At 37.8% G+C, this 16769-nt stretch carries 16 protein-coding genes; 11 read left to right on the top strand and 5 right to left on the bottom strand.

Features of this window, described 5'->3' with window-relative positions:
* Genes NQ546_RS02295 through NQ546_RS02285 form a run of 3 tightly spaced genes read right to left on the bottom strand, consistent with a single transcriptional unit; the run spans position 1 to position 1562 of the window.
* The gene (locus NQ546_RS02295; RefSeq protein WP_004291660.1) at positions 1-525 is read right to left on the bottom strand and encodes a hypothetical protein; all 525 of its coding nucleotides are present in this window, start codon (positions 523-525) and stop codon (positions 1-3) included.
* Positions 488-1222 carry an ImmA/IrrE family metallo-endopeptidase gene (locus tag NQ546_RS02290; protein ID WP_004291659.1) on the bottom strand — a complete coding sequence of 245 codons (735 nt, stop codon included), beginning with the start codon at positions 1220-1222 and terminating at the stop codon, positions 488-490. The genes NQ546_RS02295 and NQ546_RS02290 overlap by 38 nt, the downstream gene beginning before the upstream one ends.
* Positions 1209-1562 (bottom strand): helix-turn-helix domain-containing protein, encoded by a 354-nt coding sequence (locus tag NQ546_RS02285; protein WP_004291658.1) that lies wholly within the window; start codon positions 1560-1562, stop codon positions 1209-1211. Before NQ546_RS02285 ends, NQ546_RS02290 begins: the two co-directional genes overlap by 14 nt.
* A 489-nt stretch (positions 1563-2051) precedes the next feature.
* Here NQ546_RS02285 and NQ546_RS02280 point away from each other — a divergent pair, with 489 nt between their 5' ends.
* The 5 genes from NQ546_RS02280 (at position 2052) to NQ546_RS02260 (ending at position 7347) form a co-directional block, all read left to right on the top strand.
* Positions 2052-3275, top strand: coding sequence for a site-specific integrase (locus NQ546_RS02280; RefSeq protein ID WP_004291657.1), 1224 nt, complete (start codon positions 2052-2054; stop codon positions 3273-3275).
* 225 nt (positions 3276-3500) lie between these two features.
* Positions 3501-4007: a hypothetical protein gene (locus NQ546_RS02275; protein WP_004291656.1), complete on the top strand. Its 507-nt coding sequence runs from the start codon at positions 3501-3503 to the stop codon at positions 4005-4007.
* A gap of 353 nt (positions 4008-4360) precedes the next feature.
* Complete coding sequence (locus NQ546_RS02270) at positions 4361-5599, top strand: hypothetical protein (protein ID WP_004291655.1); 1239 nt, start codon at positions 4361-4363, stop codon at positions 5597-5599.
* Between the two features lie 72 nt (positions 5600-5671).
* Complete coding sequence (locus NQ546_RS02265; protein WP_115615957.1) at positions 5672-6076, top strand: A1S_2505 family phage non-structural protein; 405 nt, start codon at positions 5672-5674, stop codon at positions 6074-6076.
* Between the two features lie 56 nt (positions 6077-6132).
* Complete coding sequence (locus tag NQ546_RS02260) at positions 6133-7347, top strand: IS256 family transposase (RefSeq protein ID WP_115615956.1); 1215 nt, start codon at positions 6133-6135, stop codon at positions 7345-7347.
* Positions 7348-7510: 163 nt separating this feature from the next.
* On the opposite strand, the gene NQ546_RS02255 is transcribed toward NQ546_RS02260, so the two are convergent.
* Both NQ546_RS02255 and NQ546_RS02250 read right to left on the bottom strand, forming a co-directional pair.
* Positions 7511-7681 (bottom strand): hypothetical protein, encoded by a 171-nt coding sequence (locus tag NQ546_RS02255; protein ID WP_153837233.1) that lies wholly within the window; start codon positions 7679-7681, stop codon positions 7511-7513.
* A gap of 330 nt (positions 7682-8011) precedes the next feature.
* Positions 8012-8689 (bottom strand): hypothetical protein, encoded by a 678-nt coding sequence (locus NQ546_RS02250; protein WP_004291652.1) that lies wholly within the window; start codon positions 8687-8689, stop codon positions 8012-8014.
* 218 nt (positions 8690-8907) lie between these two features.
* On the opposite strand from NQ546_RS02250, the gene NQ546_RS02245 reads away from it, so the two are divergent.
* From NQ546_RS02245 to NQ546_RS02220, 6 genes are all read left to right on the top strand, one after another.
* Positions 8908-9276, top strand: coding sequence for a MerR family transcriptional regulator (locus tag NQ546_RS02245; protein WP_004291651.1), 369 nt, complete (start codon positions 8908-8910; stop codon positions 9274-9276).
* A gap of 12 nt (positions 9277-9288) precedes the next feature.
* A complete protein-coding gene (locus tag NQ546_RS02240) occupies positions 9289-10884 on the top strand; it encodes a DNA primase family protein (RefSeq protein WP_004291650.1) in 1596 nt (531 codons plus the stop codon).
* A gap of 13 nt (positions 10885-10897) precedes the next feature.
* On the top strand, positions 10898-11878 hold the full coding sequence (locus NQ546_RS02235) for a BT4734/BF3469 family protein (RefSeq protein ID WP_167319259.1): 981 nt from the start codon (positions 10898-10900) through the stop codon (positions 11876-11878).
* A 506-nt stretch (positions 11879-12384) separates the two neighbouring features.
* Positions 12385-13884 (top strand): tyrosine-type recombinase/integrase, encoded by a 1500-nt coding sequence (locus NQ546_RS02230; protein WP_039953531.1) that lies wholly within the window; start codon positions 12385-12387, stop codon positions 13882-13884.
* Between the two features lie 176 nt (positions 13885-14060).
* A complete protein-coding gene (locus tag NQ546_RS02225; RefSeq protein ID WP_039953438.1) occupies positions 14061-15353 on the top strand; it encodes an ATP-binding protein in 1293 nt (430 codons plus the stop codon).
* A gap of 23 nt (positions 15354-15376) precedes the next feature.
* Positions 15377-16741, top strand: coding sequence for a DUF6043 family protein (locus tag NQ546_RS02220; RefSeq protein WP_004291645.1), 1365 nt, complete (start codon positions 15377-15379; stop codon positions 16739-16741).
* Positions 16742-16769: the final 28 nt, after the last annotated feature.

Raw genomic sequence — 16769 nt, 5'->3', positions numbered from 1 at the left:
TTAGATTTGCACACTGCATATATATTGAGTTATATCAATGATAGGAAGTTTACTTCCTGCATCATTCACAGCCTGCATAAATTCAGTACATTCTTGTTGCGTCATTTTCTTCCTGCAATAAGCATAATACAGAAAGTCAAGGGTTGTCAGATAAGTGATATTGTTTTGGGAACAATATTCTTTTATGTCTCTTAAATTGCTACTCCCTAATACATCTTGGTTATCTCTGCAATAAATCATACACGCACTTTCCCCTTGTCCCAATCTACGTTGCAACGAGAAATACTCTTTCATAGATTCTCCTTTGGGAGAAAATATCTCTTTTCTTAATTTAGAAAAGTAGCAGAGATAATTATCTATGAAACCTCTTGTTTTAGAGTTCTTTGAAACTTCATTGTAAACCACGTCTAATATTATATATTCATATTCGGGGAATATATCAGGCAATAGTGAAAAGTTACCCGCTTCTATAAAATGGATAATTACATCAGCATCGAGTACTATTTTCGTTTTCTTGTGTTCCATTGATACTTATTTTACTGAGTAGCTCCATATAATGGCTTTCTGAAATTTTTTCTTTATCGAATAAATTACGTGCCTTCTCTCCAAAATCACCGATAACCAACCCCTCATTTGCAGCTTCGTATAGAGCTGTATCATATCCGAAACATCTTGCAGAGTGTTTTACTCCTATTTCGGAAAGTTGGGTACGCGTGTTTTCTGATATGAGGCCAATATTTAATAATCGATATAACAGAGCCGAACGAGAGACAGAAAAATAGTGTTCAAGTTTTAAAATCGTTGCTATGGAAATGTTTCTAGTATTTAGTTCTGTTTCAGGTATTAACTGACAAATTCCGGCTTCCGGCATTAATAAGGAGGAGGCAAACATATCCGCATTCTGCTCTACTTTATTTTTACTGTATCCCGGGTTGCATTTATGCGGTGTCGGTTTTTCTTCTATAAATAAGTGATATAACTCGTGGGCAATTGTAAAATGCTGTCTTCCTCGCGGCTGATTAGAATTGATGAGCATGAAACGGTGTCCGGAATTATCCTTTAAACACATACCTGAAAAATTCTCAGACAGGGGTCTGAAAATTGTAAGTACATTCAGTTTTAGGAGCAGGCTTTTCAATGTAATAGGCTCGGATGAACTAAGCCCATTATCTGTACGAAACTCTGATACTTGTCTTTCTATAATAAATTTATTCAGCTTCATTTTGGGCTATTCGTTCCATTTTTAGGTATGATTTCACAATATCCTTGAAATTTGCTATTTCTTTCAAATCACCGTCTTCTAAATCGGAAATTCTAAAAGCGGTGGCCATAATTTCATTATCAGCTTGAATATTATCTTCAAACAGAATAAAAGGTTCACAACCAAATAGATTTGAAAGCCGTTCTAAAATATCGTACGGAACTTCTCTTGTTCCTCCTTCATAATTGCTATATGCAGAACGTTCTATCCCAATGGATTTAGCTATCTGTTCTTGCGTAAAACCGGATAACTCTCTAATTTTCTTTAGATTTTCTCCAATAATTTGATTAATCGTTTTCATGAGTGTCTCCTATAATTTCTGTGGCAAAATTACCTATAATTTGTTGTATATACAAATATTGCCACAAAAAGTTTACCTATTTATAGTTATTTAGATTACATTTTTTGAAATATTTTACAGTAATCGTTATTCGCTATATAGATGTTTGATTCTCTTTTTATAAGAGTATTGTATATTAACAAATGGAATTATCTGTATCTATTGGTTATAAGATATTTAATATTTTTTATTATTTAGTTTTATACGGTTTTTCGACACTTTCTTATGATTATTGAGAGAGCTTTGTCTTCTTGTAGCTGTAGTATATTGTTGTATTACAATTGTTTATAGTCTTATACTGTCCTTTCTATTGTCTTTTACCCGTTTGAAATTAATGTCTAAACTACTCAAAACCAATATTCAAAAGGCTTCAAAACGTTTATATTTCCATTCAAATGAGGATATATAGACTATCGTAAGCAATTCCGCTTGCGGGTAATCACTAAAACCATGTATAATTTTTCAAAAGACGGTATCGTAGTCTCTACGGTACTTGATGCACGTACTGCCAACAAAGAAGGCAAATATCCTGTTAAAATCAAGGTTTATTATCAAAGAAAGCCCAAGTATTATTCTATTGGTATCTGCATGACAAAAGAAGAATGGAACAAACTGCCGGATAGCAAATCTTCTGAAAGCAGGAAAATCAGACAAGCCATTGAAAGTAGTTTTTCTTTAGTCCGTATGAATGTTGAAGCTCTGGCAGAGAAAGGAACATTCTCTTTCAATACGCTCAATTTACGTTTGGGAAAAGCTACCGGTGATACTCTGAACAGTGCCATACGAGCTAAGATTGAGGAACTGAAAAACGAAGAAAGAATCGGGACAATGCAGTTCTATCAAACTACATTGGTAATGGTTGAGGAAGTCGGCGGCAAAGATATTCCATTTAGTACTGTTACGGTAGAATGGTTACAAAAATGCGAAAGACTTTGGTCGAAAACGAGAAGTATTTCTACAATCGGTATGCACATGAGAAATATTCGTACTTTGATGAATGAAGCCAAGAGAGCCGGCATTATCAAAGAATCGCAATACCCATTCGGAAAAGGTCTGTTCGAGATAAAGACCGGTATCGGAAGAAAGAAAGGATTGACAAAGAAACAGTTGAAGGCCATTTTCGATTATAAGAGTGAAAATGAAACCACTAACAGATATAAAGACCTCTGGATATTCATTTACTTGTGCAACGGTATCAATCCGACAGACATGCTGAAATTGAAATTCTCGGATATTGTGGACGGTGAAATATGTTTTGTGAGACAGAAAACAGAGCGCACGACAAAGAACAGGAAAGAGATACGTGCGGTTGTTTCTTCCCAATTACAGACAATAATTGACAAGTGGGGAAACAAACCGTTACCCGATAATTACATATTTCCTTATATGAAAGGGCATGAAACGGCTATAGAGCGTAAAGCGATTGTACGCGATGTTGTCAAGCGAATCAACAAACGTATGAAGTTGATAGGTGAAGAATTGGGTATCGGCAATATCACCACATACACCGCAAGACATTCATACGCTACCGTATTGAAACGAAGCGGAGCCAATATCTCTTATATAAGTGAATCCTTAGGACATACCGACCTGAGGACTACGGAAGCATATCTGGCGAGTTTTGAGAAAGAGGAGCGTGCTAAGAACACTAACCTTTTGACCTCGTTTTTGTAGCCTATATAGCCTATATGGGGCTCTTCTTACTTTCCTGCCCGGTAATTCTATTCATTAGGGAATCGGGCTTTCTTTATGCAAAATTACCGGTGCGAGAGCTTAATTCAGGTTAAGAATATAGTTAAAATACCTTTTTCTTTTATATTCCGGTAAAAAAGAGGATATATGTATTAACCGAAAATTCAACTATTCGGAATATTACTAATTGTCAAAATAAATAAAGTTATGACACGAAAGAAAAAAGTAAAAGAAGAACAAGCGGTGACTACCGAAGTTGTAGAGACTAAAAAGAAATCTTCAAAGAAAGCACCAAAGACTAAAATGTCTGCTCAAAAAGAAAGCATACAGGAAACCGGTGCTCAAGAGCCGATTGTCAAAGAAGAAAATACGAAAGATTCTTTTAAAGACAAAGATTATACAATCGATGAGCTTATAGATATGTTAGGGCCGGATATTGATTGTGAGGATGATACAGAGTTTTCATTAACGGAAGATACTTCTTCACAAGAACAGAAATACACAATGGAGGATATGCTTGCTGTATTGGACGAGTCAATCGATAATGACGATGAAGAATGTGTTTCAGATGAAATACTTGATAAATTCGACAAGGCACTCGAAGAAAAAGGTTTGGGCGATGATTATTTTCAGAAGAAAGAAGAACGGCTTAAAGAAATGAAGCTGGAGCATGAACTTCACGAATTCGCCATTGATGAAATGCTGAATGAATAAGAATATCTAATTTTGTAACCTGCAACAGTCTCTTTATGAGATGTAACTTTGTGATGTGCCTTATTTTTTCTAATTTTGCATCGTCATGGCAACATGGCGGACATATTAGAAATTTAAGGTACACGAAAGTGTTTAACTGATTCTCTACGACGAAGTCTGGTAAACTATCTGTAGAACGGGAATAAGTTGACATCTCTTGCGTCATATCCGTATATGGCGTGGGGACTGTTGCTTGTTTTAGTTCAAGGTCTTACCAGAGCCCGTCGTATAAAATAAGTTAATGGCCTCACGCTTTTCTGCATTTATGAACTCTTCTGATTTGAGGCTAAGGGAGAAACGACATTCTGGTAATTATGAAGAAATTTTTATTAATGTTAGGTGCGGTAGCTTTATTTACTGCATGTAGTGATGACGGTGGTTCCGGTAGTGGCAATATCAATTATGAAGAAGGTTATAAATACCTTACGAATTTGAATGTGAGTGACGCCAAGATGATTTATCAGAAATCATCCGCAACAAGAGCAACAGGGGACGACTCTTATTACAAACTTGACTTATCAGGTAATGAGGTAAAGTTATCAATCAAGGGAGAAGACGGTCAAGACCATAATATTGGTATTCATAAAGTTTTGAAATTGAGCGATAAAGTTCTTCTTGTAAATCCTATCGCACAAGATATTATCGATTTGTTCTATAAACCTGGACCTGATGGTGAAGGTATAAGTGTAGGTTGGGGTAGTACAGAATACCTCTCCATTGTTGATGTCCAAACAGAAAAGATATATCGATGGCCCAAGGAAATAGATGTATATTTGGGTGACGGTTCGTTGAAAACAATATTGGATAATCAAGGGAACATTTATATTGCTTCTTCTTCTAATTCAAATTATCCAGAATATAGACAAATATACAAATTGAATGTTTCAGATTTTACGATGCAGAAAATGTTACCTGATGAAGTTAGATGTAATGGTTTCACTGTAACCGACAATGGCTTTGTTGTGTATTGGAGTGGTCAAGAACAACAACAGAATTGTCGTGTGAAGTGTCCCGGTGGTAGAATTTATCCGATTTCAGATACTTATACATTCATCTTTAACGGTAATTTATATTCTATTCGCAATAATGCAATTATTCAATATAAGACTGTCGGTAATAATGATTTAGAAGAAAAAACAATATGTACCATATCTGATGAACAATTCAATGGGTATTGGCGATTTGTACCTAATCATGTACGCAAAACAATGGTGCTGAATGAATATTATGAGTTTGACGGAGAAAAATGTACACAACTCGATAAGCAGATTAATATTGGAGATATTCGCACAAATAAAGCATGGTACAACCGTAGCAATACAACTTTCTCAAAAATAGCAATGAAAGATTATCAAGAATCTCAGTTTCAAATTTTGGATTATGAAATACAAAGTCTTTCGGCAAATTCTGAAAGTTCTAATATCACATTCACCGGTTTCAGATATTCAGACGGTGTAAATGTCGTAGGAACTATCACAGAAACAGATGAAGTTGTTATCGATAATGTTGCAGAAAACGGAAACAAAATCATCAATCTTATTTCGTTGAACTAATATCAACTCAAAATAATATCCTCTTGTTGCTTATGCAATGAGAGGATTTTTTATACCCAAAATTTTAAAATTATGAATAACAGAATTACCCCTTATAACATTACGGAGCTGAAAACAAATGAAATATTCGTGTTCGGTTCAAACTCAAATGGTGTACATAATGGAAATGCCGCAGCAACAGCGATGAAATTCGGTGCTATTATGGGACAGGCTGCGGGAATACAGGGACAGACCTATGCGATGCCTTCCAAAGACATTGAGAATCTTAAAAAACATATTGATGATTTTCTACTATATGCAGAACAACATTCGGAATATACTTTTTTAGTTACAGAGATAGGATGCGGAATATCCAAACATTCGCCATTTGAGATTGCACCGTTATTCAAAGAAGCGGTTCATATAAAGAACATCAATTTACCTTTGTCCTTTTGGGATGTTCTGAATGGTGGCATACAAGCCGAGTCCGTAATTTGAACTGTGTCAGCTAAGGAAAAGAATAAAATATTAACTTTGCTAACACAGTTTATTTTATGAGTGAAGAATTTGATTTTGAAAGTATCAAGAACAAGGCTCTTGAACAGTTGAAGTCTGGTAAACCCTTGTTAGGTAAGGACGGTGCTTTTGCTCCGTTGTTGGAGAGTATATTAAATGCTGCCCTTGAAGGTGAGATGGACGCTCATCTTTCTGAGGATGAACGCATGAGTGGCAACCGTCGTAATGGCAAGATGCAAAAACAAGTACAGACTTCGATGGGAGAAGTCACCGTATCTACCCCTCGTGACCGTAACTCCACCTTTGAACCCCAGTTCATAAAAAAGCGTGAAACCATTCTTGCAGAAGGTGTTGCAGACCGTATCATCGGACTTTATGCTTTGGGAAACAGCACACGTGAGATAAGTGACTGGATGGAGGAGAACTTGGGTAATCGTGTGTCTGCTGAGACAATTAGCGCCATCACCGATCGTGTACTTCCGGAAATAAAGGCATGGCGTTCCCGTAGCCTGGACAGCGTTTATCCGATAGTCTGGATGGATGCCATCCATTATAAGGTAATGGACGAGAGAGGCTGTGCCGTAACCCGTGCGATTTACAATGTACTGGCTCTGGACAGCGAGGGACATAAGGATCTGTTAGGGATGTATATCTCTAAGAATGAGGGCGCGAACTTCTGGCTGAATGTATTGACAGACTTGCAGACCCGTGGTGTCTGTGACATACTCATAGCTTGTGTTGACGGATTGAAAGGCTTCCCAGACGCTATCCAAAGTGTGTTTCCTGATACTATTGTCCAGCTCTGTATTGTCCATCAGGTACGTAACTCCATCAAGTATGTCGGCAGCAAGCACCAAAAAGAGTTCATGAGGGATCTGAAACATGTCTATGGTGCGGTAAATAAGGAATCCGCTGAGACAGGACTTTTTAATCTGGAAGAAAAATGGGGTGAGAAATACCCTATCGTTATCAAGTCTTGGCAGGATAACTGGGAAAGGCTTACTGAATACTTCCAGTTTACGTCGGATATACGACGTATGATTTATACCACGAATACAGTCGAGGGCTATCACCGCCAAGTGCGGAAAGTGACAAAAAACAAGGGCGTGTTCCCTAACGACACCGCCCTTGAAAAGTTGGTTTATCTCGCTTACCGCAACATACGCAAGAAATGGACCATGCCCATAGCCAACTGGGCGGCCATCGCACAACAATTAGCGATAAAGTTTGGAGACAGATTTAAATTGTTGTAACTTTACGCTCGTCGGGAGTGCTGGTGCACCCCCTTGGCGCTGGCCGATCCCCGACCGATGAGCTTGGAAGAAAACGCCGCATGACACAGTTTATTTTACGTCTCCTACAAGCCAGAATCAAACAGGTTGCCGAAAAAGAATCTCCTCCCGTCCCTGATTTTTGTCAAAGAACGGGATTGTCTTTTACTATACTAATGAACATTTTATTCAGAAAAGAACTTCCTACTATCTGGATGGTGCAAAAGATACTGATTGCCTTTCCGTCTATCAACGCAAGGTGGCTTCTTTTGGGAGAAGGCGACATGAAGCTCACGAAACGCAACAGTTTTCTCACAAGAATAAACGATTTTCTGCATGTCCTTTTCGCTTCCAAATAGACGTGAAATTATTATTTCTCCATACCAAAAATGAGGCTGTTTTCGTCTCTCGTATTGAGCTTTATCTTTCTTCTCTATACCCAATATAAGGAAGCAAGAACATATCTCAAATATTGGAGAAAAAATCTAAAGTAGAAAATTTTCACATAGTGGATAAAGTGAGTAAAGTGAACTATATTTTATAAAAAGTATAAGGTTTTATATCGTTTATATGGTCTATAAAATAAGAATATACTCTATTATAAAATATAGTTCACTTTACTCACTTTGTTCACTTTTATCTTTTCTTATAAAAGGATTTCTGTAGGGCAATTCTTTATATCAAAGTTTTCTATGGCATTCCATAAATCTTCTTGATATTCATATAATGGCTCTATTAAGACTTCTGGAAAAATAGCCTTGTCTGATATTGGGGCGAGACGAAAACCGGAAGTTTCAAACTTGCGTCCAACTTTACTTTCCATTCTATAGGATTCAACAACCTCAAAAGAATATTCTCCTAAAAACTTCAATCTGCAATATTTTTGAGGATACCAGCCGATACAGATTATTTCATTTTTGCATAACGAAGAAAACTTGAAATAGTCCATTCCATTGAATCCTTTCTCTATATCAAAGTCCGTATTGGTCTGTTTGTATTCGTGGCAGAATGTTTCCCAATCCTTATATCCTAAAGCACGAGCCATGAAAGATAATTTTCCAACATCCGGCTTTCTTTCCTTGTCTGCATCCTTATCTCCCCAATAACGACGTAATGTATCAACGCTGATAGTTTCAGATTGCTGGATAACGCTTCCGTCTTCATATTTTGGGAGAGGAAAATTTGTATTGCTCTGTTTCTTTATATAATCACATAAGTCAGAGTATGCATTATCTGAACTCAAATCTATATTAGAAACTCTTACTAACTCGTTTTTTAAAGTTTCAAACCTCTCTTTGTCTATCGGTATTCTTTTCTTTGCCATATTACTACATGATGTTTATGACAAAAATACAAAACGTAGCCAACTAATCAAATATATTTCATGCCTGAACGTGCCAAAATCAATAATTCCTTTTCGATAATACATGTAACCGATTAATAATTAATTTAATACAATCGTGCCTAAATGTGCCTGAACGTGCCTTTTTATGCCCTTTCAAAAGTTGGCGAACTTTGCACCAGAAACAAAAAACAAAAGGTATGGAACATCAAAAAACAAGTTATGACACGTTGCCGGAACGGATAGATTATCTGATTCAGGAAATATCGGAGATAAAAAATATTCTGATGAACAGAATAGAAAAAAGGGAAGAAATACCAAAGTGGCTGAATAAGGAGCAAGCTTTAAGATATATCCAAAAACAAGGGTATAAATTAAGTTCATCTAAACTCTATAAATTATCAGCGACAGACAATATACCTTGCCACAGGTCAGGACGTAATCTGTATTTCTTTGCTGAAGAATTGGATAAATGGTTAAACAACCAAATTGAGGAGGAAGACAAAACGAGCCAAAATCTTTCAACTCAATCAATACAATTAATTATAAAATCGGCTCAAAAAAGATAGGAGATAAATAATATGAATATTAATAATATCCCGATGATAAATCATCCATATAAAACAGCAAAAGGCTTGAAACGGTATGTAAGAGATATTTTGAAGCAAGTACAACAAGAGGAAACATTGAAGAAAATAATAGATATATCTTCTAAAATAGATTATCCGGTTATTTATCATCTTGATGATGATAAAAAACTTGAAAAACTTTCAGAACTACGTAGGAAAGAAAACAACGGGGGATTGTCAGAAAATGAAAAAAGAGAATTAATGAGCTTCGAACCGGATGATGAAGTCAAATATATTATATTGATAGAAGAATTATTGAAGAATGCGGATGAGTTTAAATTGGGGCTCGGCATTGAGCCGGACAGTATTCAGCCATATATTTATACGGGCTGTTACTGGAAAAACATAACCCGTCCACTTTTGAAGGAATTTCTTGCTGTAGCAGCAAATAAGGCGGGCTTCAATTATTATGATATAAGACTGAGTAGGAATCTTGAGAGATTGTATAACCAGTTTGTCGCTCTTTGCACTCTTGTACCGGATTTGAATGAGAAAAAAGATGAGGTGAAAATTAATCTAAAGAATGGGACATTTGTCATTTCAAAGGACAAACAAGAGTTGAGAGACTTTGACAAGCGGGATTTTTTTAAATACCAATTGCCTTTTGAATATAATCCTGAAGCGACTTGTGATGAATTTAAGGCTTTCTTGAATGAGGTTTTGCCTGAAAAAGAATCACAAATGATTCTTGCAGAATATTTGGGATATATTTTTACTCAAAACTTGAAATTGGAAAAGTGCTTGATTCTGAAAGGTGAAGGAAGCAACGGTAAATCCGTCATATTTGAAATAGTGCAAGCACTGCTGGGAGAACATAACACTTGTTCCTATACTATAAGTAATTTGTGCAATGAAAATGGCTATTTCAGGGCGCAGCTAGGTAATTATCTGCTTAACTATTCTTCGGAACTTGGAGGAAAGAATATCAATCCAGACTTATTTAAGAAGCTAATTAGCAATGAGCCTATTGATGCACGTTCTCCTTACGGCCATCCGTTTATACTTCGTCATTACGGGAAGTTCATGTTTAATATGAATAAGTTTCCTAATAATATTGAATTTACCCATGCCTACTTGCGAAGGTTTATAATCTTGAACTTTGAAGTTATTATTCCGGATGAAGAGCAAGATAAGCATCTCGCCGAGAGAATAATATCCAAAGAATTAAGCGGTATTTTCAATTGGGTGCTTGAGGGATTGGGCAGATTGTTAAAACAACAGCAATTTACAGAATCACCAAAAGCAAAAGAACTTCTTGAGGAAATGAGATTTGAGTCTGATAGTGTGGCGCAATTCCTTGAAGAAAAACAATATTTGCCTTCCACGTCAGGAAATGATAAAATCTTGTTGAAAAGATTTAGAGAAGAATATCAAGCGTATTGTCACATCAAGAAGCTGATACCTGTAGGGCAAAAAGAATTTTCGACCCGCATAAAGAGTTTGAAATTTGAGATTCAGAAAGGTGGCGGTGGAAATAATTATATTTTTGTGAAACGTAACGATATTGCTAGACAATTTTTAGAAAATTCATTGCCTGATGGCCTGTAAAAAAGTAAGAAATATGGAAAATATCATAAAAGTATCAATGTTTGAAAGTGCGCAAAGTCGTTATGCAAGCGGAGTAGTGAACTTATGGGATTGGTTGTTCTTAGAGGACTATCGTACTGTTTTAATCAAAGAACTTCGGAATGAATCTGATTCGATGAAACGGCGAGAATTGAAAGAACTTCTTCCTGCAATAACTGTCAGTTGTGTTTGTTCTGAACGACGAACTGAAAAAAATTACGAGTATACGAATTTGATTTGTATTGATATTGACGGAAAAGATAACCCGTCAATATCAAACATAGAAGACCTTAAGATTAAGTTGGGTGAACTGCCTTATATTATGTATTGTGGTTTGTCTGCAAGCGGAAATGGCTTGTTCTGTATCATTCCTTATGCAGACCCTACTAATCATAAGAATGTCTTTGAATCTATTAAAAACGATTTTGAAGAAATGGGTATCATTATAGACAAAAGCTGTGGCGATATATGCCGTTTACGCTTCCTTTCGCATGATACGCAACCGTATGTCAATAAACATGCGGAAGTTTATATGTCTGAGCCAAAATCAAAAGCAGTGGAATATATTTATAAGCCAAAACAGAGATCTAAAACGAAACCACCTAAACCCCAAACGATTCTTATTCCCAGCGTTATAGAAACATTTCTTCGTCCAAGTAATTTGGTTTTGGAAAGCGCCACTCCTTTAACAAAGAAACAAAAAGTTGAGCGGCTATTGAGTGAAATAACTAGAAATCAAGTGGATATTACTTATTATTACAATGATTGGATTGCCATTGGCAATATCATTAAGAATATGTTTGGTGAGGAAGGTAGGGCTTTATTTCATAAGGTCAGTAGTTTTTATCCCAATTATGATTATGATGAAACTGATAGGGAATATTCCGCTATGATAATTGGACGGTATCGATATAATAGTGACCGCTTATTTGAAATAGCCGCAGAATACAAGCTCATTTCCCCAATCAAAAAATAATTTTGAGAAGAAAAGGGATGACTACCGGTGTGTAGCTTATCTCTTTTCTTATATCCGTTTGTGCAAATTATATGCGAAAACCTCATCATGGGCATAAATCGGAGAGAACTCTTGCCAATAGAAGAAACTAAAAGAAAAAGAATATCATTTACCGGTGTGTCACGTTTATCATTGATTATCACCACTTTCCAAAGGTTGTGTGCAAATTGTGTGCAAGGAGTTTCAGTGTGCAAGAAAAAAGCCGCTACAAGGTTGCTTGTAACGGCTTGATTTTCTTTGCTTTATACTTCGTGGACCAGCCTGGGCTTGAACCAGGGACCTCCAGATTATGAGTCTTTTTGTGGATTATTTCATAGGATTGCATAAAGTGTAATTGTACTGATAATCAGTATCTAACACATTTTGCTGTTTGCAGGGAAATGCGTATATTTGCAGTGGTTTTCGTGCGAAAAGGTCACCTGAAGGTCACCAAAACGAGCGGAATATTAACTATAAATAAGTGCATTATGGAGATTGAAAAAACGAATAAGGTCACCGAAATGGCAAAGAAGAACGGAAAATCCAATGCAAGAGGAGAAAAATGCCTTGCGAAATTCACGGCTGCGAATGGCAATGTGTATGGTTCGCTGACTCTTGACATACGAAAAGCGGGCGACTATTCGCAACCGCTTCCAGTAGCTGTGCGTGTGTGTCATGGTGGACAAAAGATTTTCCTGCGCTTAGGAAAATCATACACTATGGAAGAATGGTTGGTTCTTTGCGATTATGAGAAAAGCGGTCGGCGCATCCAATTAGCGGAGCGTAACGATATGAAGAATCTGATGGACAGAGTGGAGCAGATGGCTAATCAACTGATTTCAGAAAACAATTTCTCTCTTCGCAAGTTGCAAGATAGGTTCCAAGGCAAGAAAGACGATGATAGCACCATCATCACTGTTTGGGATTCGTACATTCAATCTAAGACCAATGAAGGTAAGGTGGGTTCCGCTCGTTGTAGTAAGGATGTACGCAATCGCTTTGTGAAAGATTTGGGAACGGATGTATCGTTTGCAGATATTAACCGTGACTTTATCTTGAAGTGGGTAAAAAACATGAAGAAGAATGAATTGAGCACCACCACTATTGCTATCGCACTCCGTAGTCTAAGAACCATTATCAATATGTGTATCGCTAACGGACTGATGAAAGGTGATACCAAAGAAATGTTTAAGGACACGGGCTACAACAAAGCGCAGAGCCGTAAACATGAGTTTCTTGACGTGGCTATCATGCGGAAGCTCTATGACTTTTGGAAAGCTGACGAGGCAAAAGACAAAGATGGAAACGAACTGTTCCTCGGCAGAGAGAAGTATGCCATATTTCGCGACCTTGGACTATTCCTTTTTATGTATCTGGGCGATGGGCAGAACCTTGCAGATACACTCCGACTGACTTATGATGAACTATACTATGCCACTCATGGCAAACAGCTTCGTTTTCTTCGCCACAAAACCCGTGAACGGAACGAGAGTGCCAGCGAAGTGATATTTCCTGTTACTCCAGAGATTCAAGAGATACTCAACCGGTATGGCAATGTCCCAAAACTTGGGCGAAGGGTATTCCCCATCATGAGTGAGTTAATCACACCAGAACAAGAGATATGGGTTATCCAACGCTACAACAGATATATACGTGAGCACATGGCAAAAGTTGCCAAACTATTGGATATGGAACAGGTGCCATCACCCACTTGGGCAAGGCACAGCTTCGCTACCAACCTCAATAACTCTGGTGTCGTACCTTATAAATATATAAGCGACAGCATGGGGCATAGTGGCGGCGGTGACATTACTTCCAATTATATCGGTGCTTATCCGCTTGCAAAGATGCTGGAGTATAACCATTATCTACTCAATGAGAAGTCGAAAGAAAGTACTCCTGTGGTAGATAAGAAAGCCCTGCTTGAGATGCTGAAAGGCTTGAGCGAGGAGGAACGGACGGAGTTGATGGCTAACTTATCAGACTAATTATAGTTGCTCACCGCAAGAATGCCAAGTGAAATACCGCAAAAAAGTGGATTGAAATGCCACAAAAATACCGGATAAAACACCGCAAAAAAGTGGATTGAAATGCCACAAAAAACACGAATTGGCCATGCATTTCGCAGAAAATGTGTATCTTTGCAATTGAAAAAGCATATTATATGAGTTACTATAGAAGAACTGCCGATGCCCTGTTGCAAGACTTACTGGATGCATTTGGGGCTGTATTGATAGAAGGACCAAAATGGTGTGGCAAAACCACAACTGCATCTCAACTTGCAAACAGCATTTTGAGAATGCAAGATCCTAGTTTGCGTGAGGAGTATTTGGTCACCGCTAAAACTAAGCCGTCCATTCTGTTAAATGGAGCTACGCCTCGCCTTATTGATGAGTGGCAAGATGCTCCAATGTTGTGGGATGCAGTACGAACTGTTGTTGATGATCGTCAAATCCCCGGACAATTTATACTTACAGGTTCCAATGCCGTTGACAAATCCCAAATACACCATTCTGGAGTTGGTCGTATTGCCAGACTGCGTATGCTGCCTATGAGTTTGTGGGAATCACAAGAATCTACAGGTGAAGTTTCGTTGAAAGAACTTTTCAACAATCCAGATTATGATATTGACGGTAAGATGTCTAAGATGACCGTTGAGGAATTAATCTTTGCAGCCTCCCGAGGCGGATGGCCAGCTTCTTTGTTGGCTCGTACCCCAAAGGCTCAACTACTCGTTGCAAAGAACTATGTTCAAACAATTTGCTCCAACGACATTTCTAGCATTGATGGCAAGAAAAGAGATGCCAGACTGACCAGTATGATACTTCGGGCGTATGCCAGAAATGTTTCGACTCTGGTCAAGAAGAAGTCGCTTTTGGATGATGTGACCTCATCTGGCGAAGTAAGTTGCCACGTGGACACATTTGATGATTATGTTGCAGCTTTGGAAAAGCTATTTGTTATCCAGAACATAAGTGCATGGTGTCCTGCAATTAGAAGTAAAACCGCTATCAGAAGTGGCGTGAAACGATGTTTCTGCGACCCTTCCATTCCGATTGCTCTTTTGGGGTTGTCTCCTGAAGCGTTGAGCATGCAGCTCAAGACGTTTGGTTTTATCTTTGAACAGATGTGTATTCGTGACTTAAAGGCATATACTATGGACTTAAACAGTCACGTGTCTTATTATCATGACCGATATGATTTGGAAGCGGATATAGTGCTGCATCTGGAAGATGGACGGTATGCCTTGATAGAGTGCAAACTTGGCAGTCGTGAGATTGACGATGGAGCCAAGCATCTGCTTGAACTCAAAAGGCTTATACAGGAACATAACACAACAGAGAAACAGATGCCCATTCGGGAACCAGATTTGCTGATAGTGATGACTGGTGGAAGCATGGCATACACTCGTCAGGATGGCGTGAAAGTCATTCCGTTGGCTTGTCTTAAAGATTAACCCTATTAGCTAAAATAACACTTATGGGCAATAAGATGAAGGAATGGTTTGAGGCGAACCAAGAAATCTATGCAGAGTTCAAAAGCAAGATTCATTCCACATTGAACATTCTATCACAAGATGGAACCAATGTGGCAGAATGCGATGAAACTTACTCGCTTCAAAATATGCTTTTAGAGGCAATGGCAGCAAAGAATATGCCTGTTGAGAACATAATAAACACCTTCTCTAAAGCCGCAGAAGAAGGTGATATGGCTGCTTGTTGTATGCATTGCTATTTGGAATTGGATAATGGGTTTAAGGAAATAGAGAGTGCCATGACTAAATTTGAGCAATCTACGGATGCGCAATATATCAAAGATGTGGTTAAATTCCACTTGCAGGATAAAGAGCAGGAAACTCAAGAGGCATCAGACCGAGAACTGAATCTATTGCGTTTGCGCCGTTGGCATTACGAACACCCGAAAGAATATCAAGAGTTCACAAATCTCTTCACAAAAGCATACGAGGGTGACATGAGCTTCGCCTTCAAAGGTTTTTCCTACTTGATAGAACTGCTGTCACTTGATGGTATAAAAGGTATCTCCAAATTATTGTTAAGCCTATGCCCAGGAACTGAGAGCTACAACAAAGCTCAATTTTCTAATGTTAGTCAGCAGGCACACGAAAAACTGACTGAATTGTTTGCCTCTACATTTAACAAAGAGGAAACAAAAGATAAATTGCAGCACAATAATCCTTTCTTGTTCAGTGTGTTCTATTGGATGATATTTGATAATGGTTTCGTGAAGTCCGCTGATTTAGTAACTAAAACAATGATGGGAGAGAAGACTTCTTTTTGGCAGAAAAACTTTGGCGAACAAATTATGCGCTCTTTGATGCTTACCAGTATGGATAAAGCGACTTACACTAAAGGAACATGGAAAGCAGCAAACAATCGTGTAGTCAAAGATGTAGCTAATTCTGCATTACAAGAGAGTAAAGGCAGACGTGGACGTAAGCAAGTCTGTGTCCTGCTTGAAGAAATGCTTATACAACCTCATGCAGAATTTCTTACCAACGAGATAGAAAAAATACTCACCGAATGGATGGAAACGAATGATACGGATTCTATTCTTGCTTATATTTTTGCTGCGCTGACCAATGGAAGCTTGCTTAATGATACCTATAACTATCGTACTTTCCATACAGCCATCTTGGAAAAATTCCCATCCCTTGGATTTAAGTCTGGCTTTGATTGGGGAGAAGCCCTTTATAATGCCATTGTCAGTGAACGTGGCAACGACTATAATTTGAGTTTATCAGAAAAGACTGTTCAAACAGGAAAAGAACAGGCAAAGTTGATAAGCATAAGACTGCGCACCTTACTTTCCCCTGATGTATATTGATTGCATCATAAAGGCTTGATTTGTTAAA

Origin of the sequence: Bacteroides eggerthii (genome assembly GCF_025146565.1) — a bacterium.
Lineage (GTDB): Bacteria > Bacteroidota > Bacteroidia > Bacteroidales > Bacteroidaceae > Bacteroides > Bacteroides eggerthii.
The sequence above is the reverse complement of the archived record's forward strand: the minus strand, read 5'-3'. Positions and strand labels throughout refer to the sequence as shown.